The following is a 21,605-nucleotide window of genomic DNA, read 5'->3' as shown; positions in this document are numbered from 1 at the left end:
TATGTCTGGATGCTGATCCACTGGATCGGCTTGTCCATGAGGCATGATCGTTGTTCGAGGGTTCGTCCCTCGTCTGACGGTTTTGCTGGATTGATGTTGCCTGACCGCGCATCACCGGACAGATCTCGAGAAGCTGGTCTTATGACACGGCCTCGAAGTCGCTCGGCGTGACTTCAATGAGGACCGTGTCGAACACGTCGATGGCATCTGATTGGCTCGGTTGTAAAAGGTAACCGAGCTGTTGGCTGGCGATGCGGCACACTGAAAGGTGTCCGGATGGCCAGATTTGGCACCCCTTCGAGCGATGAGCGAGAGGGAAGGTTTGTCAAATCCAACTAAGGATGAGCATTGGCAATGAGAACGATCAAGTGTCAAAAGGGCATTTGGTGGATGCCTTGGCATGCACAGGCGATGAAGGACGTGATACGCTGCGATAAGCCGTGGGGAGCTGCGAATGAGCTTTGATCCATGGATCTCCGAATGGGGCAACCCACCTTAAATACTTGGAAAATCATTTTGGTTGTCGGACCTTTGGTCCGACGGTACGGCGAACGATCGCCGACGGCCTTTGGCCTTGCGGTGCTTCGCACCGAGCGCGTTTCCCTCGCGGGGGACGGAGTTCGAAGTGAAGCTTCGCAAGCGCAAAGCGCGTCGCCGGTCGTCCGGCGTTAAAGAACCAAAATGGTTTCCAAGTATTGTTAAAAGGTATCTTATCTTGAATACATAGGGATAAGAAGCGAACGCAGGGAACTGAAACATCTAAGTACCTGCAGGAAAGGACATCAACCGAGACTCCGCAAGTAGTGGCGAGCGAACGCGGACCAGGCCAGTGGCAATGAGGAATGAAGTGGAACGACTTGGAAAGGTCGGCCGTAGAGGGTGATAGCCCCTTACACGTAGAACACTCATTGTCCTTGAGTAAGGCGGGACACGAGAAATCCTGTCTGAACATGGGGAGACCACTCTCCAAGCCTAAGTACTCGTGCATGACCGATAGCGAACAAGTACCGTGAGGGAAAGGTGAAAAGCACCCCGACAAGGGGAGTGAAATAGAACCTGAAACCGGATGCCTACAAACAGTCGGAGCCCGCAAGGGTGACGGCGTACCTTTTGTATAATGGGTCAACGACTTAGTGTGACGAGCAAGCTTAAGCCGATAGGTGAAGGCGCAGCGAAAGCGAGTCTGAACAGGGCGTTCAGTTCGTCGCATTAGACCCGAAACCGAGTGATCTAGCCATGAGCAGGTTGAAGGTTGGGTAACACCAACTGGAGGACCGAACCCGCATCTGTTGCAATAGATTGGGATGACTTGTGGCTAGGGGTGAAAGGCCAATCAAACTCGGAAATAGCTGGTTCTCCGCGAAATCTATTTAGGTAGAGCGTCGACCGAATACCCCCGGGGGTAGAGCACTGGATGGGCTATGGGGACTCACCGTCTTACTGATCCTAACCAAACTCCGAATACCGGGGAGTACTAGTCGGCAGACACACGGCGGGTGCTAACGTCCGTCGTGAAAAGGGCAACAACCCTGACCTCCAGCTAAGGTCCCCAAGTCATGGCTAAGTGGGAAAGGATGTGAGGATCCCAAAACAACCAGGATGTTGGCTTAGAAGCAGCCATCATTTAAAGAAAGCGTAACAGCTCACTGGTCTAAATAAGGGTCTTTGCGCCGAAAATGTAACGGGGCTAAAGCCATGCACCGAAGCTGAGGATGTATCGCAAGATACGTGGTAGCGGAGCGTTCCGTAAGCCTGTGAAGGGATACCCGTGAGGGGTCCTGGAGGTATCGGAAGTGCGAATGTTGACATGAGTAACGATAAAGAGGGTGAGAGACCCTCTCGCCGAAAGACCAAGGGTTCCTGCTTAAAGTTAATCTGAGCAGGGTTAGCCGGCCCCTAAGACGAGGCGGACACGCGTAGTCGATGGGAACCACGTTAATATTCGTGGGCCTGGTGGTAGTGACGGATCGCTTAACTTGTCTGGACTTATTGGATTGTCCAGGCCTGGACGCGGTCCCGGGAAATAGCTCCACCGTATAGACCGTACCCGAAACCGACACAGGTGGTCAGGTAGAGTATACCAAGGCGCTTGAGAGAACTGCGTTGAAGGAACTCGGCAAATTGCACGCGTAACTTCGGAAGAAGCGTGACCTCATTGTGGGCAACCATGATGGGGTGGCACAGACCAGGGGGTAGCGACTGTTTATCAAAAACACAGGGCTCTGCGAAGTCGCAAGACGACGTATAGGGTCTGACGCCTGCCCGGTGCTGGAAGGTTAAGAGGAGGGGTGCAAGCTCTGAATCGAAGCCCCAGTAAACGGCGGCCGTAACTATAACGGTCCTAAGGTAGCGAAATTCCTTGTCGGGTAAGTTCCGACCTGCACGAATGGCGTAACGACTTCCCCGCTGTCTCCAACGCAGACTCAGTGAAATTGAATTCCCCGTGAAGATGCGGGGTTCCTGCGGTCAGACGGAAAGACCCCGTGCACCTTTACTATAGCTTTACACTGGCATTCGTGTCGGCATGTGTAGGATAGGTGGTAGGCTTTGAAGCAGGGACGCCAGTTCCTGTGGAGCCATCCTTGAAATACCACCCTTATCGTCATGGATGTCTAACCGCGGTCCGTCATCCGGATCCGGGACAGTGTATGGTGGGTAGTTTGACTGGGGCGGTCGCCTCCGAAAGAGTAACGGAGGCGCGCGATGGTGGGCTCAGAGCGGTCGGAAATCGCTCGTCGAGTGCAATGGCATAAGCCCGCCTGACTGCGAGACTGACAAGTCGAGCAGAGACGAAAGTCGGTCATAGTGATCCGGTGGTCCCGCGTGGAAGGGCCATCGCTCAACGGATAAAAGGTACGCCGGGGATAACAGGCTGATGACCCCCAAGAGTCCATATCGACGGGGTTGTTTGGCACCTCGATGTCGGCTCATCGCATCCTGGGGCTGGAGCAGGTCCCAAGGGTTTGGCTGTTCGCCAATTAAAGCGGTACGTGAGCTGGGTTCAGAACGTCGTGAGACAGTTCGGTCCCTATCTGCCGTGGGTGTAGGAATATTGACAGGATCTGTCCCTAGTACGAGAGGACCGGGATGGACATATCTCTGGTGGACCTGTTGTCCTGCCAAGGGCATAGCAGGGTAGCTATATATGGAAGGGATAACCGCTGAAGGCATCTAAGCGGGAAACCCACCTGAAAACGAGTATTCCCTTGAGAACCGTGGAAGACGACCACGTTGATAGGCCGGGTGTGGAAGTGCGGCAACGCATGAAGCTTACCGGTACTAATCGTTCGATCGGCTTGATCGTTCCCATTGCTTATGCTCATCGAAGATGAGCATCATTCTTCTGTCCTCACGCGCCAAAGGCGCTGCGGACGGCGCGCCGGACGCCCGGCGGCTCGGCTCTGCCGGCTGCTGGAATTGTCCGGATAAGACGCAAAGACGTGTTCAAAACGAAGCAATCGCTTCACCAGCTTCTCGATTAAAGTTTGCCATGCCATGCATGTGAAACTTGCTCCAGGCCACACAGCCTCCCTAACCAGAGGGAGCCGTATGGCCAGCGCGGCTGCCCTTCGAGCGACCAGCGAGAAGGATAAGCTTAGCCGCGCCAGCAAAGAGCAAGATTGAGCCCGCATCGCAAGGCTCAAGCTTGCGCTTTGCCGACCTGGTGGTTCTGGCGGGGTGGCTGCACCCGTTCCCATTCCGAACACGGCCGTGAAACGCCCCAGCGCCGATGGTACTTCGTCTTAAGACGCGGGAGAGTAGGTCGCTGCCAGGTCTGCAAAACGCAAGCAAAACACGCCGCTCCCCTTCGAGGCTCGAAGCCGAGAAGGACAAGGCAGCGGCGAACTTAAAAGATCATCTTCTCATCACACACTCGGCCCAAGCCGAAACAAACGGGCCGCACAACGCGGCCCTTATGCTTTGAAAATAACGCGGGGTGGAGCAGCCCCCGTCCGACCGCAGGCGCAAGCCGAGGACCGGCAAAGAGAAAACCCCGGGCGACCGACCCGGCAAAACAGATAACGCGGGGTGGAGCAGCCCGGTAGCTCGTCAGGCTCATAACCTGAAGGCCGCAGGTTCAAATCCTGCCCCCGCAACCAGATCATAAAAGCCCCCGACGTCGAAAGACACCGGGGCTTTTTTTGCTTAAGCTCCGTGTCGAGTTCGCCGTGCCCTCGAACGGCCCAGACGAGTCTCCCCAACCCAGCTCAAACAAACGGATCATGTGGATTGAGCGACCGTCGCTGCAGTCAGGTGGTCATGCGGGCGGTGATACCGCCTTGTCTCCACCCCTCTTCGGCTGAGGAAAAAATGCGAATCTCAGCCACGCCAGGCCATGCGCGAGGAAATCGATCCCGAGCAAGAGCGCCAAAACCCAAAGGGCCATCTTGGGGAAATCAGCCAGGATGACCAAGCCAGCGCCGGCACCGAAGGCGCCCGAGAGCATCATGGTCCATCCCGCCTCACGCCAGTGGCTTATGCTGAGCAGGATTCTGGCGATGCCCGAGAAGATGAACAGCAGGCCGATCGTGTAGGTTTGAAACAGCTCATGTGTGCGCGCAGACCGGGTCACGAAGGATGCCAGGAACTGCATCACGCTCGATCCGGCGACGTCGGTGAGCATCAAGCCGAGGGCGATATAAAGAAATCCCAGCAGCGTCTGCCATGAAAGGCCACCCCATCTTCTTGCCCAGAAGGCGTAGACGATTTCGAATGCGCCGACCACGATCGCGACGGTTCCGATGAAGCCTGGAGTAACGATCGACGCAAACGCCACATCGGCCAGGACGACCAATCCCGCCAGAAACATGACGCCGCCCAGCACCACGCGAACCGAAGCCGGGGGGCGGCTCGGGTCGCCACCTGCATTGCTCGGCCCACCTGTATTGCTCGGCATGGTGTCGTAAGATGCCATGGCTTCCTCGTGGCTCCGGATGCTTGTCCCAATATGACGCTCCGACCAGGGGAGGGGCAGCCGCCAATATCTCCTTCAGCGTTGGCGGCAACCTGTCGCACAATTCGCAAGGCTCAACGTGGACGCGCCGCGCCTGCACTTAAACGGATCCGCTCGCCTCGCTCGACATGAGCGCGAGGCGGGACGATCTTACCGGCACCGCGCGATGATGATCGTGCCGTCCGGTTGTCTGTATCGGCAGTTGCCACGATTGTAAGACGGGGTTGTTGCAGTCCCGATCGCGGCTCCCACCAGAGCTCCGCCAGCCGCACCGGCGACCGTGCTCGTTGTGTTCCGCCCGATCAGCTGGCCCGCCACCGCGCCTGTTCCGGCGCCCACCAGAGCTCCGCCCAGGCCGCGTTGGTTCTGTTCGGTGGCGCAGCCAACGACAATGGCGGCGACAGTCGCAAGGGTGAGAGGGAGTATTGTCCTTCGGGTCATGGCATGCTCCTTTGTGAGAGTGGCCAATCTCTGCAAGATCCGACAATGCACCAGGTGTTGCGTCAAACGGCCCTGTTGCCATCATAGAGCCCACAACCACCCGGTCAGAGCGAGCAGGCACAGCTTCCGACCAGCTTCGGTAGCCATCGCACCATTCCCGGGGCGACCGATGTCGGGAACCCGTCCGCGCCGGTGCGGACGCCGACCAGATCTGGTATCGCTTGTGCTGCCCGAGTAATTCGTGGATCTTGTGCTTTACAGTATTTCGACTTGAAGCGGTTATCGCTTCCGGCACCACGTTCCATGACGTGGTCGGGCTAGCCGGACGCAATGTTAACGTGCAATCGTCAAGATTCCTAGCGGAAATCGATTACCTGCTGATATGCCGCCACAACATCGTGCGTAGCCGCTTGGTGGCTAAAGACGAGAATTTGAACCAGGTGCAACCGCGAAGACGCTTTGGTTCGCATGGATGGGTTGTGATCCCGCCGACAACGCCGCTGACTCTCGTCGTTGAGAATTACCGCTTCCCCGATCTCGGTGTGGCCACGGGTGGCAGTGTCGAAGCAGGGCAGCGAGCCGAATTTCGACTTCCTGTTAAGCTGCGCCGCGGCCCGCGCGGAAATTGTTGCTCCTGTTGTCAGGGGAAAGTATTCCTTTTGTCGACAAGAGGATTTGCTAATGACCGACACCGACAACAATTCCCTCCCGGAACGCAAGCGGGGCTCCGGCGTGAAGATGGTCTACGACCTTCTTCGTGACGAAATCCTTGATCTGGTCCTGCCGCCCGGCAGCCCGATCGACGAGGTGCAACTGGCTGAGCGTTTTAAGCTGTCACGCACGCCGATTCGTGAGGCACTGGTACGGCTGGCAGGAGAGGGGCTGATCGACACGTTGCCGAATCGATCGACGATGGTGTCGAACATCGATTTCCTCAACCTGCACACTTTCTTCGAGGCGTTGGTGCTGATGTACCGGGTGACGACCCGGCTTGCCGCGCAGAATCACCGTCCAGAAGATCTGCCGGTCATTCGCGGCTTCCACGAAGATTATGCGGCGGCCGTCCAGTCGCGCGACGCGCTGGCCATGATCGCCACCAATGCAGCTTTTCACGCGGCAATCGCGGAAGCCGGTCGCAACCCCTATTTCACCGGCCTGTTCCGCCGGCTGCTCGATGAGGGGCGGCGGATTCTCCGCCTCTACTACCAGTCCTATGAGGAACAGTTCCCACAGCGCTTCGTCGACGAGCACGCGGAAATCATCGCGGCGATCGAAGCGCGCGACGTGGAGGCGGCGGATCGTCTCGGCAAGGCGCATTCCGAGCAGATCGTCGAGCAGGTGCAGAAACTGTTCACCCGAACCAACAAGCTCGACATTGCCCTGTAGCGCCCTTGTATGTTTCTTGTCGACAAATAAAATACAAGGCGCTATTGTCCGCTTCAAAGGTACGGAAGCGGCAGCTATGCGCCCCCGTGGCCCAGCGACAAGCCAAGAGGAGTTTCAAATGAAGGCGAAGATTTTCTCCGGCGTCATCCCGGCGCTGATGACCCCGTGCAAGGACGACCGTACCCCCGATTTCGATGCTCTCGTGCGCAAGGGCAAGGAGCTGATCGCCCAAGGCATGTCCGCCGTCGTCTATTGCGGCTCGATGGGTGACTGGCCGCTCCTGACGGACGCACAACGGATGGAAGGAGTCGAGCGGCTGGTCAATGCCGGCATTCCGGTCATTGTCGGCACCGGCGCCGTCAACACCGCTTCGGCCGTCGCCCATGCGGCCCACGCCCAGAAGGTTGGTGCGAAGGGCCTGATGGTCATCCCGCGCGTGCTTTCGCGTGGCACGGTTGTCGCCGCGCAGAAGAATCACTTCAAGGCCATTCTCTCGGCTGCTCCGGATCTGCCGGCGGTTATCTACAACAGTCCCTATTATGGCTTCGCCACCCGCGCCGACCTGTTCTTCGCACTGCGGGCCGAGCATCCGAACCTCGTCGGTTTCAAGGAATTCGGCGGTGCGGCCGATATGCGCTATGCGGCGGAGAACATCACCAGCCGTGACGATGGCGTCTCGCTGATGATCGGTGTCGACACCGCCGTGTTCCACGGCTTCGTCAATTGTGGCGCAACCGGCGCCATCACCGGCATCGGCTGCGTGCTGCCGAAGGAAGTCCTGCATATGTGCAACCTGTCGCAGGCGGCCGCCGAAGGCGACGTCGATGCACGCCAGCGGGCGCTGGAACTGGAGCAGGCGCTCGCCGTGCTTTCCTCCTTCGACGAAGGCCCGGACCTGGTTCTCTACTTCAAGCACATGATGGTGCTGAACGGCGACAAGGAATACACGCTGCACTTCAACGAGACCGACACGCTGTCCGAAAGCCAGCGTGGCTATGTCGAAGCCCAGTTCAAGCTCTTCAACACCTGGTATGCGGAGTGGAGCAAGCTTCCGGGCGCCGTGCAGAAGTACAAAGCCTGATCGCCACATCGGCCCACTACAGCAGTAAGTGGGACGCGCATAGGCCGCAGTAGCACTTTGAGCCTCTGCACGATTGTTCGATTGCGATTTAGAGCATCGTGCCGTTCAGAAGCTCGCTGACCCCGAGAGTGGACATACGCTTTCGGGCGTGTCCGAATACCGCGAACGCGGGAAGCGGGCTGCGCGATCAGTCCGGCAAGCTGAAACTGAAAGGACCGAGCCCTGTGCAGACAGGACCCGGTCCCTCATATCGTGGCCAGCAACCGTCCAACCCGCACTCGGTTCAGATGGCGATTGAGGGTGCGCTATCAGTTACATCAGAAATCGCGTTGCAAACGGACAAAACCGCTGAGGAAATCGTCCGAACCGAGCCCTGAGTCGCGATTTGTGTATTGAACGGATACACGTGAATCGAGACCTGCGGCGACTTCATAGTCCACGGTTATACCGCCGCGCCACTGGTCGGCATCGCTGGCAAAGCCGTAGTCGCCCCAATACTGAATGCCGGGGGTGATCGCGAGTTTCTCTGAAACATCGTAGCGGTAGGAAGCGGCAACCGACCATTCGGAAGCCGCAAAGTATACGTTCGGGTCGGATGTCCAGATGCCAGCGGCCTGAAGAACGCCCGGACCGATTTCCGCGGAGATCAGCGCACGCACCGCCCCTTCTTCGACTTCAGTGTCATAACTGCCAAGCAGATCGATCGAGACGCCGCCAACAGTGGCCGACACGATGCCTTCGATCCCCACCCCGTTGTCTTTCGTAGACCGGCCTTCAAGCTCATCCACCGCCACGCCGAACTGGAGCGGACCGCCGGTATAGAGATAGGCGATCGAATTGAATTCGGTGAAGTTGCTGATCTTGTCGGTCTCGCCGTTCAGACCCTTGTCCCACCAGCTATAGTAGAAGCCCGCCTTCAGCCCGCCGAGCTGGATATAAGCTTGGTCAACGTTGATCACGCTATCGCCGGCATCAGTGTCGTTGTCAGCACTGAATTCGCCGGCGAAAAGCCCCGTGAGCGTTCCAAATTCGGTATCGCTCTTGGAGGTGACCACGATTTGTGCACGCGAGAACGAATCCCAGTCCGAGGTTCCCTGGGAACCCCAGCCTTGGCGGCCATTCACTTCATTGGGACCAAACGACGTCTGGAATCTCAGGTAGCCGCTGACCCTAAGGCATGTTTCGGTGCCAGGGATGTAGAAGTAGCCGGTGCCAAAAGCATCGCACACACGGACATATTCCATGGGTTCAGGCTCAGCAGCGACGACAGCATCAGCTGCCTGAGCGCCCCATGCGACTGAGAGGGCAGCGGCGGACCCGAGAAGCAAACTACTCATTCTCATGCGTTCGATTTCTTTCTGTTGAGGGTGGTCAAGGGCCGCCCAGGGATGGTCCCGAAACGGCTACCTCGCTCGCGCTGCGACGAAACAGGCCATCTGGTATGATGGGCAGCAGTTTCGGGCTTACCATCGGGTGCTATTTTCGCGAATTGACGTTTAGATGGGATAACATCATGATTTAATTATATTATTTGATACTTATATACTGGCGCGCGCCAGCCTCTGGCGCCGCGATTCAACGAACTGGGCTGGCCTGTCTGCGAGACACTGTTCAGTGGGAATCCCCACTGTCATCCTGCGGCTGCCTGTGCGCCTGCTTCACACGCGTACCATCGCTCAGAGCACGTGACGCAAGGACGACTGTCTCGACGCCGCCTTCTTTACTTGCTCAAATCCAAGTTCTTCATTCCCACCGGATCGACAGCATCCAGACCCTCCAGGACGGCATCAACGACTGCATCCACCAATACAATCATCAGCGCGCCTGGCTGAAACTGAAAGGACTGAGTCCTGTGCAATACAGAACCCAGTCCCTCATATCGTAGCCCAGCGACCGCCCAAACTTTTAGGGCAGTCCAGAGGGCCATATTCGTTTGGCGATTGGACGCCGTGCCGCGGAGACGCCTATGTTACGCGACGGCGTCCAGGCCAAGGGCGAGGAGCCGGTCGAGCTGGTCGATCTCGGCCTGTGTGAGGACGACGCCTTCTGACTCGGATCTGGCACGTGCCACGAAGCGCCGCTGCGAAGGAAGGCGAGCTCCCTGGCCGACGATCGCCTCGAACAGAACCTCCGCGCGGGCAAAGGGATTGCCCGGCCGTCCGGCTGCGAAGGCCTCGGGCGAGAAGGCGACGATGAGTTCGCCGTGAAACGGCGCCAAGGTGGTCGTGCCGAGGTAGTCAAGCACCTCGGGGCTTGTCAGGTCGCCGATCATGATGCCCGCGAGAAGCTCGATCATCGTTCCAATCGCCGAGCCCTTGTGGCCACCGAACGGCAACATGGCCCCGGCCAGCGCGGCTTCGGGATCGGTCGTCGGCTTGCCTTCCGCATCGATCGCCCAACCCTCCGGCAAGGGCTTGCCCGCCCGCCGATGCAGTTCGATCTCGCCGCGCGCTGCAACCGAGGTCGCGAAGTCGAAGACGTAAGGCGGCTTGCCTTCGCGCGGCCAGCCGAAGGCGAACGGATTGGTGCCGAGCAGCGGCTTATTGCCGCCGGCCGGTGCCACGGTCGCATAGCTCGGGCACATGACGAGGCCGGCAAGCCCCTCTCCCGTCAGTCCTTCGACTTCAGGCCAAAGCGCCGAGAAATGCGTGCAATCATTGATGACGAGTGCGGCGAGGCCCAGCGCCCGGGCACGCTCGGCCAGGGCTGGCAGGCCGAGTTCGAAGGCCGGATTGGCAAATCCGCCCTGCGCGTTCACCTTGACAATAGCCGAGCCTTCCTGCAGTTCGAGTTCCGGTACAGCGTCCGGCTTCACCTTGCCCGCCTTCACCGTCCGCAGAGCCCCTTCGATGCGATAGATACCGTGCGATTTGCAGGCGTCGCGCTCGCCGGCGACGATGACGCGAGCAAGCGCCCCGGCCTGAACGCTATTGAGCCCCGCCTTGCGGAAGATTGCCTCGACGCGCTCGTGCAGCGCACTGATCGAAAGGATTGTGGTCTCGCTCATCATCTTGCCTCTTGTCGCTACGGCCGGCGGGCGGTTGATATCATGCATACAAACAGTATACAAAGTTTCGACAAGTGCAATTCGTTCGCGGATTGATCTTTGCTGAAGCGCCGGATTTTTTTGAGAAAGGAAAGTCAGATGGCCTTTACCCCGAAAGGAAAACACCTCGTCGCCGGCGAATGGCTCGATGGGGCGGGCACCTTCGCCTCCGCCCCGGCCCACGGCCCCGTACATCACTTTGCCGTCGGCACCGTCGAACTGGTGAACCGGGCCTGCGAGGCGGCCGAGGAAGCGTTCTGGAGCTTTGGCTATTCCTCGCGGGCGGAGCGTGCGGCCTTGCTGCGCGCCATGGCCGACGAGATCGAAGCCCGTGCAGATGCCATCACCGAGATCGGCAGCCAGGAGACCGGCCTGCCCGAGGCGCGTCTGCAGGGTGAGCGCGGCCGCACGACCGGGCAACTCAGGCTCTTCGCCGACCACATCGAGAAGGGCGAGCACCTGGACCGCCGCTTCGACGCCGCGATGCCCGACCGCCAGCCGGCGCCGCGTCCGGAGATCCGGCTCATCCAGCGACCGATCGGTCCGGTCGCCGTCTTCGGCGCGTCGAACTTCCCGCTCGCCTTTTCGACGGCCGGCGGCGACACCGCCGCGGCGCTCGCCGCAGGCTGCCCCGTGGTCGTGAAAGGTCATTCGGCGCATCCGGGCACCGGTGAAATCGTCGCCCAAGCCGTCGAAGCAGCCATCCGCAAGACAGGCGTCCACCCCGGCGTGTTCTCGCTGATCCAGGGCGGCAGCCGCGAAGTCGGCCATGCCCTGGTGCAGCATCCAATGATCAAGGCCGTCGGCTTCACCGGTTCGCTGGCTGGTGGCCGTGCGCTCTTCGATCTCTGCGCCGCACGGCCCGAACCGATCCCGTTCTTCGGCGAACTCGGTTCGGTCAACCCGATGTTCCTGCTGCCGGAGGCGCTGAACGCCCGGGCAGAGACGCTTGGCCAGGGCTGGGCCGGTTCGCTGACCATGGGCGCCGGCCAGTTCTGCACCAATCCAGGCATCGCGGTGGTCGTCGATGGTGCCGCCGCAAACCGCTTCACGACCGCCGCGGTCGAGGCGCTCGCCAAGGTCGCGCCGCAGACGATGCTGACCGACGGCATCGCGAAAGCCTATCATGACGGGCAGGCGCGCTTTGCCAGCCGCAATGCCGTCAAGCCGCTGCTCGTCACCCAGTCGTCCGATCGCACCGCCTCGCCCAATCTCTTCGAGACGACCGGCGCGCAGTTCCTCTCGGATCATGCGCTCGGCGAGGAGGTCTTCGGACCGCTCGGTCTCGTCGTTCGGGTGGGCTCGCTTGACGAGATGGAGCAACTCGCGCGCGGGTTCGAGGGACAACTGACCGCGACCATCCATATGGATTCCGCCGACCTGGATGCGGCCCGGCGCCTGCGCCCGGTACTCGAGCGCAAGGCAGGGCGGGTGCTGGTCAACGGCTTCCCGACCGGCGTTGAAGTGGTCGATTCGATGGTGCATGGAGGACCCTATCCGGCCTCGACCAATTTCGGGGCAACCAGCGTCGGCACGTTGTCGATTCGACGTTTCCTGCGTCCGGTGGCCTACCAGAACATGCCGGAAGGCCTGCTGCCGGAGGATTTCCTCGGCTGATCGAAACGGCGTGCGGGTAATAAAAGGGGCTTTTCCACAAGGGAAAGCTCCCTTTAATTGCGTCTAGATACCCCGCTATATACTTTTTGTATTTTTCTTGTATTTTTTCAATTGATTTGTGCTTTCCAATGCGGAATAGTGCGCGCGCCGTAAGACGGCACACCATTCCAGGGAGAGAGATAATGAAGACCTCGGTGCTCGCGTTCGGCCTCGTTGCGGCCACAGCTCTGACCAGCCCGGCCCATGCCGACAAACTTGATGACATCATTGGTTCGGGCACGCTCCGCTGTGCAGTCGTGCTCGACTTCCCGCCGATGGGTTCTCGCGACGAGAACAACAATCCGATCGGCTTCGATGTCGACTATTGCAACGACCTTGCCAAGGCGCTTGGCGTAACGGCAGAGATCGTGGAAACCCCGTTCCCGGAGCGCATTCCCGCTCTCATGTCCGGCCGTGTTGACGTCGGTGTTGCCTCGACCTCGGACACGCTGGAACGCGCCAAGACCGTTGGCATGACGATGCCGTACTTCGCCTTCGAAATGGCCGTCACTGCCAACGAAAAATCGGGCATCAAGTCCTTCGAAGACATGAAGGGCAAGGTCGTCGGTGCCACGGCAGGCACGTTCGAAGCGATCGCGCTGGAAAACCAGGTCAAGGCTTGGGGCACCGGTGAGTTCCGCCCGTACCAGACGCAGGCCGACGTCTTCCTTGCGCTGAGCCAGGGGCAGATTGACGCGACCGTGTCGACCTCGACTGTCGCCCAGGCCAATGTGAAGACCGGCAAGTTCCCCGGCATCTCCGTAGTCGGCAAGGCGCCGTTCGACACCGATTATGTGGCGCTCTTCACCAACCGCGAAGAATACGGCTTCATCAACTACCTCAACCTGTTCATCAATCAGCAGGTTCGCACCGGCCGCTACAACGAACTCTACGACAAGTGGGTTGGCGGCGAAGTGCCGGAACTGACGGTGAACGGCGTCTATCGCTGATCTAGCCGCTTCTCTGGCGGCGCGAGGCGTACTGCATTCAAAGTGCTGCAGCGTCCTTTGCGCGTCTCATGAGACGCGCGGCGCTGTAGCCTCGCGCCGCTATTCGTTTCCGAAAAGGCGAGACGAAAAATGTTCAGTTATACCTTCCATTGGAACCAGGCGCTGAAGGCCCTGCCGCAGATGCTCGACGGGGCGCTGATCACCTTGCAGGTGGCGCTTATGTCGATGGTCATCGGCCTCGCACTTGCGCTCGCGCTGACGGCCTGCCGCCTGTCCGGGAACCGCGTCCTCGGTGGCATTGCCGCCACCTGGGTCGAGATTGCCCGCAACACCCCGGCGCTGTTCCAGATCTACATGGCCCATTTCGGCCTCGGCAATTTCGGCATCCATCTGAGCCCCTATACGGCGCTGCTCGTCGGGATCGCCTTCAACAATGCCGGCTACCTTGCCGAGAATTTCCGCGGTGCGCTTAAAGCCATTCCGGACACCCAGACGCGCGCCGGTCGGTCGCTCGGAATGGGCCCGGTACAGGCCTTCCGCTATATCGTCCTGCCGCAGATGCTGCGCGTTGCATTCCTGCCCGCCACCAACCAGATGGTCTGGGCGATCCTGATGACCTCGCTCGGGGTCACCGTCGGCATGAATTCCGATCTCGCCGGTGTCACCCAGGAGCTGAACGCGCGGTCGTTCCGCACCTTCGAATTCTTCGCGCTTGCCGCCGTGATCTACTATGTCATCGCCAAGGCCGTGACGCTCGCGGCGCGTGCGCTCGCCTCGCGCATGTTCCGCTACTGAGAGAGGTGAGAGATGTTCAATACCGCCCTCACCATAAGTGACCTCGGCTTTCTCGCACAGGGTGCGCTGATGACGCTTGCGGTCACCGCCGTCTCGGTCGCGGCCGGGACTGTTCTCGGTGTCATCTTCGGCGTCGTGCGCAACCAGATCGGCGCCTACTGGTCGGCGCCGCTCACCTTCGTGCTCGACGTCTTCCGCTCGGTGCCGCTGCTGATCCAGCTGGTCCTCGGCAACGCGTTCCAGTCGATCGCCAAGCTCGGCTGGCCTCCGTTCACGACGTCCTGCGTGGTGCTGTCGCTCTATACGGCCGCCTATTGCACCGAGATCGTGCGCGGCGGCATCGCCTCCGTGCCGCCGACGACACGGCGCGCCGCCCGCTCGCTCGGCATGACCTGGTGGCAGGACATGCGCTACATCGTGGCGCCGCTCGCCACCCGCGTTTCGCTGCCGTCCTGGATCGGACTGACGCTCGGTGTCATGAAGGACTCCGCGCTCGTGCTCTGGCTCGGCTTGATCGAGCTGCTGCGCGCCTCGCAGGTGCTCGTCACCCGCCTGCAGGAACCGCTGCTCATCCTCATGATCTGCGGTGCGATCTACTTTCTCATCAGCTTCCCAATCGCCCGGCTCGGCGGTTATCTTGAAAAACGGTGGTCCAATGATTGAGATCCAAAACGTCCGCAAATCCTTCGGCTCGCTGGAGGTTCTCAAAGGGATCGACCTCACCGTCGAGAAGGGTGAAGTCGTGACGGTCATCGGTGGCTCCGGCTCCGGCAAGTCGACGCTGCTCACCTGCATCAACGGCCTCGAGCCAATCGATGCGGGCCGCATCATGGTCGACGGCACCGAGGTACACGCCAAGACGACCGACCTCAACAAGCTGCGCCGCAAGGTCGGCATCGTCTTTCAGCAGTGGAACGCCTTCCCGCACCTCACGGTGCTCGAAAACGTCATGCTGGCGCCGCGCAAGGTGCTCGGTCTTTCCAAGGAAAAGGCCGAGGAGATTGCCGTCAAGCAGCTCACCCACGTCGGCCTCGGCGAGAAGCTCTCGGTTTACCCGACCCGCATGTCGGGCGGCCAGCAGCAGCGCATGGCAATCGCCCGCGCGCTCGCCATGTCCCCGGAATACATGCTGTTCGACGAAGTGACTTCGGCGCTCGATCCCCAGCTTGTCGGGGAAGTGCTGGACACGCTGCGCATGCTCGCCTCCGAGGGCATGACGATGATCTGCGTCACGCACGAGATGAAGTTCGCCCGCGAGGTTTCCGACCGAGTAGCCTTCTTCCACAAGGGCGTGATGGCAGAAATCGCGCCGCCGGACACGCTCTTCGGAGCGCCCAAGGATCCTGAACTGCAGAAGTTCCTGGCAGCGACGCATTGAGGCGATCATGAAGGATGCAGCTCAGCCTGATGTGATTGTAATCGGCGCCGGCGTTGTCGGCCTTTCCGCCGCAATCGCTGCCCAGGCACGGGGGCTATCGGTCACCGTGGTCGATCAGGAGGGGCCTGCGGCCGGAGCCTCGGCGGGCAACGCCGGGGCTTTTGCCTTCACCGACATCCTGCCGCTCGCCTCGCCCGGTATCCTCAAGAAGGCACCGAAGTGGTTGCTCGACCCGCTCGGCCCGCTGACCATTCCACCCGCCTACGCCGCTCAGATCGCACCGTGGATGTTCCGCTTCTGGCGCGCCTGCTCGCCGAAGCGGGTGGCGCATTCGACGGCGGCACAAACGGCGATGATGGATCTCTCAAAGGCGGAGCTGGAGCCCTTCCTCAAGGCGACCGGAACCTTGCCGATGCTGCGCAAGGAAGGCAATCTTCAGGTCTATGAAAGCGAGGCCGAACTGAAGGCTTCGCTACCCGGCTGGAAGGCGCGGGCGGAGCACGGCATCGAATTCCGTCACCTCGACGCGGTAGGCATGCGGGAGATCCAGCCCGGCCTTGCGCCGCGCTTCACCCACGGCACCTTCACGCCCGGCTGGTACTCGATCGCCGATCCGAAGCTCTATACGCTGGCGCTTGCGGACCATTTCAGCGCCCGGGGCGGCGCGATCGAACGCGCCGAGATCGCGGCACTGAAACCGGTCGACGGCGGTGTCGAACTGACGGCGACGGACGGCAAGATGCGGCGCGCGCGCCACGTGGTGCTTTCAGCCGGCGCCTTCTCGCACCGTATCGCCCGCACGCTTGGCGAACGCATTCCGCTCGAGACCGAGCGCGGCTACAACACGACGCTGCCCTCGAACGCCTTCGACCTGCGTACCCAGGTCACTTTCGGTGGCCACGGCTTCGTCGTCACGCGGCTTTCGACCGGCGTTAGGGTCGGCGGCGCCGTGGAGCTCGGTGGCTTGAAGCTGCCGCCGAACTTCCGTCGAGCGGATGCCATGCTGAAGAAGGCGCAAACCTTCCTGCCGGGGCTGAAAAGCGAAGGCGGTGTGCAATGGATGGGCTTCCGTCCGTCACTGCCCGACAGCCTGCCGGCGGTCGGCCGCGCCCGTGCCACACCGCAGGTGATCTACGCCTTCGGCCACGGTCACCTCGGCCTGACGCAATCCGCGGGGACCGCCCGGCTCGTCGCCGATCTCCTGACCGGCCAGAGGCCGGCCATCGACATGGAACCCTTCTCGCCGCAAAGATTCTGAGAGGGCAGCGACCATGGCCACCTACACCTTCTCTTGCATCGACGGCCACACCTGCGGCAATCCGGTACGGCTCGTTTCTGGGACCCCTTTGCCCATGGATTTGTCGTAAAATGGCCCAATCGATCTCCGCTCGCAGCATTCTGGGCGGCACCGCCCGTGGCCCCATCGTCGCCTCCGAGGAGGCGCTGAGCTTCTGGGGTGGGGTCGACCCGGCGACTGGCCGGGTCATCGATGTGCATCATCCGCTGCACGGCAGCTGTCTGACCGGCGGCATCCTGCTGATGCCATCAAGCCGCGGCTCCTGCACCGGCTCGGGCGTGCTGCTCGACCTCGCGCTGACGGGTCGCGCCCCGGCCGCGCTGGTATTCTGCGAAGCCGAGGACGTGCTGACCCTCGGCGCGCTGATCGCGGCCGAAATGTTCGGCAAACCGCTGCCGGTATTGCGGGTCTCGCGCAAGGCCTTTGAAGCGCTTTCGCAAGCAAAGACAGCACGGATCAGCGACACGGCGATCGAGACCGATGGCCTGACGATCACGGTCGAACCACCGGCCACGGCCGCGCTCGACCTTTCCGAGGCCGATCGCGCCATGCTGGATGGCAACCAGGGAGTCGCGCTCCAGCAGGCCATGCGCATCATCTGCGCGATGGCGGCACAGCAGGGGGCAGAAAAGCTCGTGGACGTGGTGCAGAGCCATATCGACGGCTGCATTTATGCGAGCCCGGCGAACCTGACCTTCGCCGAGAAGATGGCGGAGATGGGGGCGCAGGTCCGCGTGCCGACGACCATGAACGCCATTTCGGTCGACCGCTCCAATTGGCAGGCGCAGGGCGTGCCGGCCGCCTTCGGCGACCCGGCGGCGCGGCTGGCCGACGCCTATGTCCGCATGGGCTGCCGTCCGACCTTCACCTGCTCGCCCTATCTGCTCGACAGTGCACCGCGCGCCGGCGAATCCATCGCCTGGGCGGAATCCAATGCCGTGATCTTCGCCAACAGCGTGCTTGGCGCACGGACGGCGAAGCATCCCGATTTTCTCGACCTTTGCATCGCGCTGACCGGACGCGCTCCGCACTCCGGCGTCTATCTGGACGAACACAGGAAGGCCCGACGCGTGATCGACGTCGACCTGCCCGAAGACGTGGACGACGCTTTCTGGCCGCTGATCGGTTATCTCGCCGGTCGCGCCGCGCCGGACCGCATACCACTCCTGCGCGGGCTCGCGCCGGCGCGGCCGACACGCGACGACCTCAAGGCGCTCTGCGCCGCTTTCGGCACCACCTCCGCCGCGCCGATGCTGCATGTGGAGGGCGTCACGCCCGAGGCGGATGGCGCGGCGGCCGAAGACGCCGGCTGCGCGACGATCACCCGAGCCGACATGGCGGCCGCCTGGTCAAGCCTGAACGCCGGACCGGACGAGGTGGAACTCGTCGCCATCGGCAGCCCGCATGCCTCGCTTGGCGAATGCCGCGCGCTGGCCGATGCGCTCGGTGGGCGCAAGCGGCATCCGGAGGTCGTGGTGATCGTCACGGCCGCGCACCAGGTGATTGCTGAGGCACGGAGCGAGGGTACGCTCGCCCGTCTCGAGACGAGCGGCGTGCAGGTCCTGCCGGATCTCTGCTGGTGCTCGATCTCCGAGCCGGTCTTCCCGACCAAGACCCGCGCGCTGATTACCAATTCGGGCAAATACGCCCATTACGGTCCCGGTCTCTCCGGCCGTACGGTGCGCTTCGGCAGTCTTGCCGACTGCATCACCGCGGCTCTGACCGGGCGGGTCCCGGCGCGGTTGCCGGATTGGCTATCCTGAAACCTGAAAGGAGTTCGCGATGCGCAGCACGAAAACCATTCATGTCATCTCCGCCCATGCCGAAGGCGAGGTGGGCGATGTGATCGTCGGCGGCGTCGCGCCTCCGCCGGGCGAGACGATCTGGGAACAGAGCCGCTGGATTGCCCGCGACCAGACATTGCGCAACTTCGTCCTCAACGAACCGCGCGGTGGTGTCTTCCGCCACGTCAACCTGCTCGTTCCGTCAAAGCACCCGGAGGCCGATGCCGCCTTCATCATCATGGAACCGGAAGACACGCCGCCCATGTCGGGTTCGAATTCGATCTGCGTCTCCACGGTGCTCCTCGACAGCGGCATCCTCCCGATGCAGGAGCCGGTGACGGAGATCACGCTCGAAGCACCGGGCGGTCTCGTGCGGGTCCGCGCCGAATGCCGCAATGGCAAGGCCGAACGCATCTTCGTGCAGAACCTGCCGAGCTTTGCCGAGCGGCTGGACGCAAAGCTTGAGGTCGAGGGACTCGGAACGCTGACCGTCGACACCGCCTATGGCGGCGACAGCTTCGTTATCGTCGATGCTGCCGCAATGGGCTTCAGCCTCAAGCCGGAGGAGGCCCATGACATCGCCCGCCTCGGCGTCAGGATCACCAACGCCGCCAATGCGCAGTTCGGCTTCCACCACCCCGAAAATCCCGACTGGCGGCATTTTTCCTTCTGCCTCTTCGCGGGTCCCGTGGAGCGCACGGCGGAGGGCCTGCGCGCCGGAGCGGCCGTCGCCATCCAGCCGGGCAAGGTCGACCGCTCGCCCACCGGCACGGCGCTTTCCGCACGCATGGCCGTGTTGCACGCCCGCGGCGAGATGGGCCTGGAGGACAGGCTGACGGCGGTATCGCTGATCGGCTCGACCTTCGCAGGCCGTATCGTCGGCACGACCGAGGTCGGCGGTCGGCCGGCGATCCTGCCGGAAATATCGGGCCGCGGCTGGATCACAGGCGTTCATCAGCACATGCTCGACCCTTCCGATCCCTGGCCTGAGGGTTACCGCCTGACCGACACCTGGGGCGCTCGCTGAGCCGGTTCGATCACGGCATGGGAAGACGCGGTCGAACACCGTCAGATCAGACGGTGCCGTAGCGTGTTCGAAACGGCGTCTATGATGTAGACGGTGGCGATGATGAGGAAGATGATCGACCACGCTTCCGGCCAACGGAACGCGTGCATGCGGTCTGCCAGCAGAAAGCCGATGCCGCCTGCTCCAACGATGCCGAGGATCGTGCCCGAGCGTGCATTGGACTCGAAATTGTAGAGGATGATCGAGAGGATCACGGGCAGCGACTGCGGAAGGATGCCATAGCGGATCGCCTGAAATTGGCTGCCGCCGGACGCCTTCACGCCGTCGACCGGCCGGCGCGACGTATTCTCGATCGCCTCGGCAAAGAGCTTTGCGAACGTGCCGATCTCCGACACGGCAATGGCGAGGATCCCCGCAAGCGGTCCGAGACCGAAGGCGCGAATGAAGATGAGCGCCAGGATGATCTGCTCGACGGCACGCAGCGCATCGAAGCCGCGGCGGGAGAGAAGCCGCAGCCAGGAGAGCGGCATGATGTTCTTTGCGCCGAGAAAGGCGAGGGGCAGGGAGGCGACGGCGCCGAGTAGCGTTCCGAGAAAGGCCATCACCACGGTTTCGCCGAGGCCCGCAAGAACCTCGCTCCATTCTTGCCATGTGGTCCAGACATGCGGCGGGAACATGAAACTCAGGATGCCCCCAAGTCGCGAAAGTCCCTCCACCAACCGCGCCGGCGTAACGCCGAAGACGACTGCGCCGTAGACGAGCGGAGCGATCAGCGCGGCCCCGATGGCCCCGTTCCGGAGCCGTTTTGAGGGTGACCTGTGAAAGGCCGCAGGGAGAAGCGAGCGAGCCTCGTTCAGTTCTTTCGCGCGATGGGGAAGGGTGCCATGCATCATGTCCAGCTCTCCGCAATTCCGATGATCTTGTGGCGCAGCTTCTCGCTCGCGAAATCGATGATCATCACGGTCACGAAGATGATGACGAACAACGCCGAGAGGTCCGGATATTCCTGCAGCGATACGGTTGTGCGGATTTCCTGCCCCAGGCCACCGGCTCCGACGTAGCCGATGATCGAGGAGGAGCGGACATTGATCTCGAAGCGCAGCAGCGTGTAGCTGATCACGTTCGGGATGACCTGCGGCACAGCGCCGTAGCGCATCTGCTGCAGCCAGTTCCCGCCCGAGGCCTTGATGCCCTCCAAGGGGCGCATGTCGATGTTCTCATTCGCCTCGGAGTAGAGCTTGCCGAGCGAACCCGTGGCGTGAAGCCCGATCGCAAGCACACCTGCAAGCGGCCCGACGCCGAAGCAGAAGACGAAGATCAGCGCCCAGACCAGTTCCGGCACGGTGCGGATGATTTCGAGATAGCGGCGGGTAATCTGGCACAGGATCTTGCCGGGGCTGAGATTGCGGGCCGCGAAGAAACTCAGCAGGAACCCGCCAGTTACGCCCAGGACGGTCGCGCCATAGGCGATCAGGATCGTTTCGCCGAGAAGTTGCAACCAGGTCCGCCAGCGCCAGAACCATTCGGCGAGGTCCGCCCCAAGGGTCTCGAGCCTGAGCGTTGGGATGGTCTTTTCGAGATATTCGCCAAGCCGGGGCAAGCCGGCCCAGAGCTTGAGCATCGATACGCGTTCGCCGCTCGCGAGCGTCACATCCGTAAAGCCGAAGAAGCCGCCGAGATAGGCGGAGTAGAGCACGGCGGCGGCAAAGATGACCGAGTAGAAGGTCTGCACGCGTCGTGCCCGGCTGCGTGCTCGCGCATAGTCCGCTTCGAAAGCGCGGATCGCAGGAAATGTGCTGTTCATCGCTAG

17 protein-coding genes, 1 tRNA gene and 2 rRNA genes are annotated in these 21,605 nt (G+C 61.5%); 14 read left to right on the top strand and 6 right to left on the bottom strand.

The genetic code is table 11. From position 1 onward, the window contains the following. Nucleotides 1-362: 362 nt before the first annotated feature. The 3 genes from FKV68_RS18550 (at nucleotide 363) to FKV68_RS18540 (ending at nucleotide 4,100) form a co-directional block, all read left to right on the top strand. Nucleotides 363-3,304 (top strand): 23S ribosomal RNA (locus tag FKV68_RS18550). A gap of 356 nt (nucleotides 3,305-3,660) precedes the next feature. After that, nucleotides 3,661-3,775: ribosomal RNA gene (gene rrf / locus FKV68_RS18545) — 5S ribosomal RNA — on the top strand. A gap of 248 nt (nucleotides 3,776-4,023) precedes the next feature. Next, nucleotides 4,024-4,100, top strand: a tRNA-Met gene (locus tag FKV68_RS18540). Between the two features lie 158 nt (nucleotides 4,101-4,258). On the opposite strand, the gene FKV68_RS18535 is transcribed toward FKV68_RS18540, so the two are convergent. Together FKV68_RS18535 and FKV68_RS18530 are read right to left on the bottom strand one after the other, a co-directional pair. After that, complete coding sequence (locus FKV68_RS18535) at nucleotides 4,259-4,915, bottom strand: HdeD family acid-resistance protein (RefSeq protein ID WP_180939239.1); 657 nt, start codon at nucleotides 4,913-4,915, stop codon at nucleotides 4,259-4,261. A 189-nt stretch (nucleotides 4,916-5,104) separates the two neighbouring features. Beyond that, nucleotides 5,105-5,395 (bottom strand): glycine zipper 2TM domain-containing protein, encoded by a 291-nt coding sequence (locus FKV68_RS18530; RefSeq protein WP_180939238.1) that lies wholly within the window; start codon nucleotides 5,393-5,395, stop codon nucleotides 5,105-5,107. Between the two features lie 681 nt (nucleotides 5,396-6,076). On the opposite strand from FKV68_RS18530, the gene FKV68_RS18525 reads away from it, so the two are divergent. Next, a complete protein-coding gene (locus tag FKV68_RS18525) occupies nucleotides 6,077-6,781 on the top strand; it encodes a GntR family transcriptional regulator (RefSeq protein WP_180941566.1) in 705 nt (234 codons plus the stop codon). A 118-nt stretch (nucleotides 6,782-6,899) separates the two neighbouring features. Continuing rightward, a complete protein-coding gene (locus FKV68_RS18520) occupies nucleotides 6,900-7,862 on the top strand; it encodes a dihydrodipicolinate synthase family protein (RefSeq protein WP_180939237.1) in 963 nt (320 codons plus the stop codon). Nucleotides 7,863-8,179: 317 nt separating this feature from the next. Here FKV68_RS18520 and FKV68_RS18515 read toward each other — a convergent pair whose 3' ends face one another. Beyond that, complete coding sequence (locus tag FKV68_RS18515) at nucleotides 8,180-9,205, bottom strand: porin (RefSeq protein WP_180939236.1); 1,026 nt, start codon at nucleotides 9,203-9,205, stop codon at nucleotides 8,180-8,182. A gap of 188 nt (nucleotides 9,206-9,393) precedes the next feature. Here FKV68_RS18515 and FKV68_RS33765 point away from each other — a divergent pair, with 188 nt between their 5' ends. Next, nucleotides 9,394-9,747 (top strand): IS3 family transposase, encoded by a 354-nt coding sequence (locus tag FKV68_RS33765; RefSeq protein ID WP_180939235.1) that lies wholly within the window; start codon nucleotides 9,394-9,396, stop codon nucleotides 9,745-9,747. An 84-nt stretch (nucleotides 9,748-9,831) separates the two neighbouring features. Here FKV68_RS33765 and FKV68_RS18505 read toward each other — a convergent pair whose 3' ends face one another. Continuing rightward, a complete protein-coding gene (locus FKV68_RS18505; protein WP_180939234.1) occupies nucleotides 9,832-10,869 on the bottom strand; it encodes an Ldh family oxidoreductase in 1,038 nt (345 codons plus the stop codon). Nucleotides 10,870-11,007: 138 nt separating this feature from the next. Here FKV68_RS18505 and FKV68_RS18500 point away from each other — a divergent pair, with 138 nt between their 5' ends. The 8 genes from FKV68_RS18500 to FKV68_RS18465 all read left to right on the top strand — a co-directional run bounded on the left by FKV68_RS18500 (nucleotide 11,008) and on the right by FKV68_RS18465 (nucleotide 19,795). After that, on the top strand, nucleotides 11,008-12,525 hold the full coding sequence (locus FKV68_RS18500) for an aldehyde dehydrogenase (NADP(+)) (RefSeq protein ID WP_180939233.1): 1,518 nt from the start codon (nucleotides 11,008-11,010) through the stop codon (nucleotides 12,523-12,525). Nucleotides 12,526-12,707: 182 nt separating this feature from the next. Next, entirely contained in the window at nucleotides 12,708-13,514 is an 807-nt protein-coding gene (locus FKV68_RS18495; RefSeq protein ID WP_180939232.1) for an ABC transporter substrate-binding protein, read from the top strand. 129 nt (nucleotides 13,515-13,643) lie between these two features. Continuing rightward, the gene (locus FKV68_RS18490; protein WP_180939231.1) at nucleotides 13,644-14,309 is read left to right on the top strand and encodes an amino acid ABC transporter permease; all 666 of its coding nucleotides are present in this window, start codon (nucleotides 13,644-13,646) and stop codon (nucleotides 14,307-14,309) included. 12 nt (nucleotides 14,310-14,321) lie between these two features. Then, the gene (locus tag FKV68_RS18485) at nucleotides 14,322-14,972 is read left to right on the top strand and encodes an amino acid ABC transporter permease (protein WP_180939230.1); all 651 of its coding nucleotides are present in this window, start codon (nucleotides 14,322-14,324) and stop codon (nucleotides 14,970-14,972) included. Then, a complete protein-coding gene (locus tag FKV68_RS18480; RefSeq protein WP_180939229.1) occupies nucleotides 14,965-15,687 on the top strand; it encodes an amino acid ABC transporter ATP-binding protein in 723 nt (240 codons plus the stop codon). Before FKV68_RS18485 ends, FKV68_RS18480 begins: the two co-directional genes overlap by 8 nt. Before the next feature lie 7 nt (nucleotides 15,688-15,694). Continuing rightward, on the top strand, nucleotides 15,695-16,945 hold the full coding sequence (locus FKV68_RS18475) for an NAD(P)/FAD-dependent oxidoreductase (RefSeq protein WP_180939228.1): 1,251 nt from the start codon (nucleotides 15,695-15,697) through the stop codon (nucleotides 16,943-16,945). A 110-nt stretch (nucleotides 16,946-17,055) separates the two neighbouring features. After that, nucleotides 17,056-18,747 (top strand): cis-3-hydroxy-L-proline dehydratase, encoded by a 1,692-nt coding sequence (gene lhpI, locus FKV68_RS18470; RefSeq protein WP_180939227.1) that lies wholly within the window; start codon nucleotides 17,056-17,058, stop codon nucleotides 18,745-18,747. A 19-nt stretch (nucleotides 18,748-18,766) separates the two neighbouring features. Continuing rightward, entirely contained in the window at nucleotides 18,767-19,795 is a 1,029-nt protein-coding gene (locus FKV68_RS18465; RefSeq protein ID WP_180939226.1) for a trans-3-hydroxy-L-proline dehydratase, read from the top strand. Nucleotides 19,796-19,836: 41 nt separating this feature from the next. Here FKV68_RS18465 and phnE (FKV68_RS18460) read toward each other — a convergent pair whose 3' ends face one another. Both phnE (FKV68_RS18460) and phnE (FKV68_RS18455) read right to left on the bottom strand, forming a co-directional pair. After that, on the bottom strand, nucleotides 19,837-20,688 hold the full coding sequence (gene phnE / locus FKV68_RS18460; protein ID WP_245181921.1) for a phosphonate ABC transporter, permease protein PhnE: 852 nt from the start codon (nucleotides 20,686-20,688) through the stop codon (nucleotides 19,837-19,839). Beyond that, complete coding sequence (gene phnE, locus FKV68_RS18455) at nucleotides 20,685-21,599, bottom strand: phosphonate ABC transporter, permease protein PhnE (protein WP_180939225.1); 915 nt, start codon at nucleotides 21,597-21,599, stop codon at nucleotides 20,685-20,687. The genes phnE (FKV68_RS18460) and phnE (FKV68_RS18455) overlap by 4 nt, the downstream gene beginning before the upstream one ends. Nucleotides 21,600-21,605 lie beyond the last annotated feature (6 nt).

It is taken from the genome of Sinorhizobium mexicanum (assembly GCF_013488225.1).
Taxonomy (GTDB): Bacteria; Pseudomonadota; Alphaproteobacteria; order Rhizobiales; family Rhizobiaceae; genus Sinorhizobium; species Sinorhizobium mexicanum.
The sequence above is the reverse complement of the archived record's forward strand: the minus strand, read 5'-3'. Positions and strand labels throughout refer to the sequence as shown.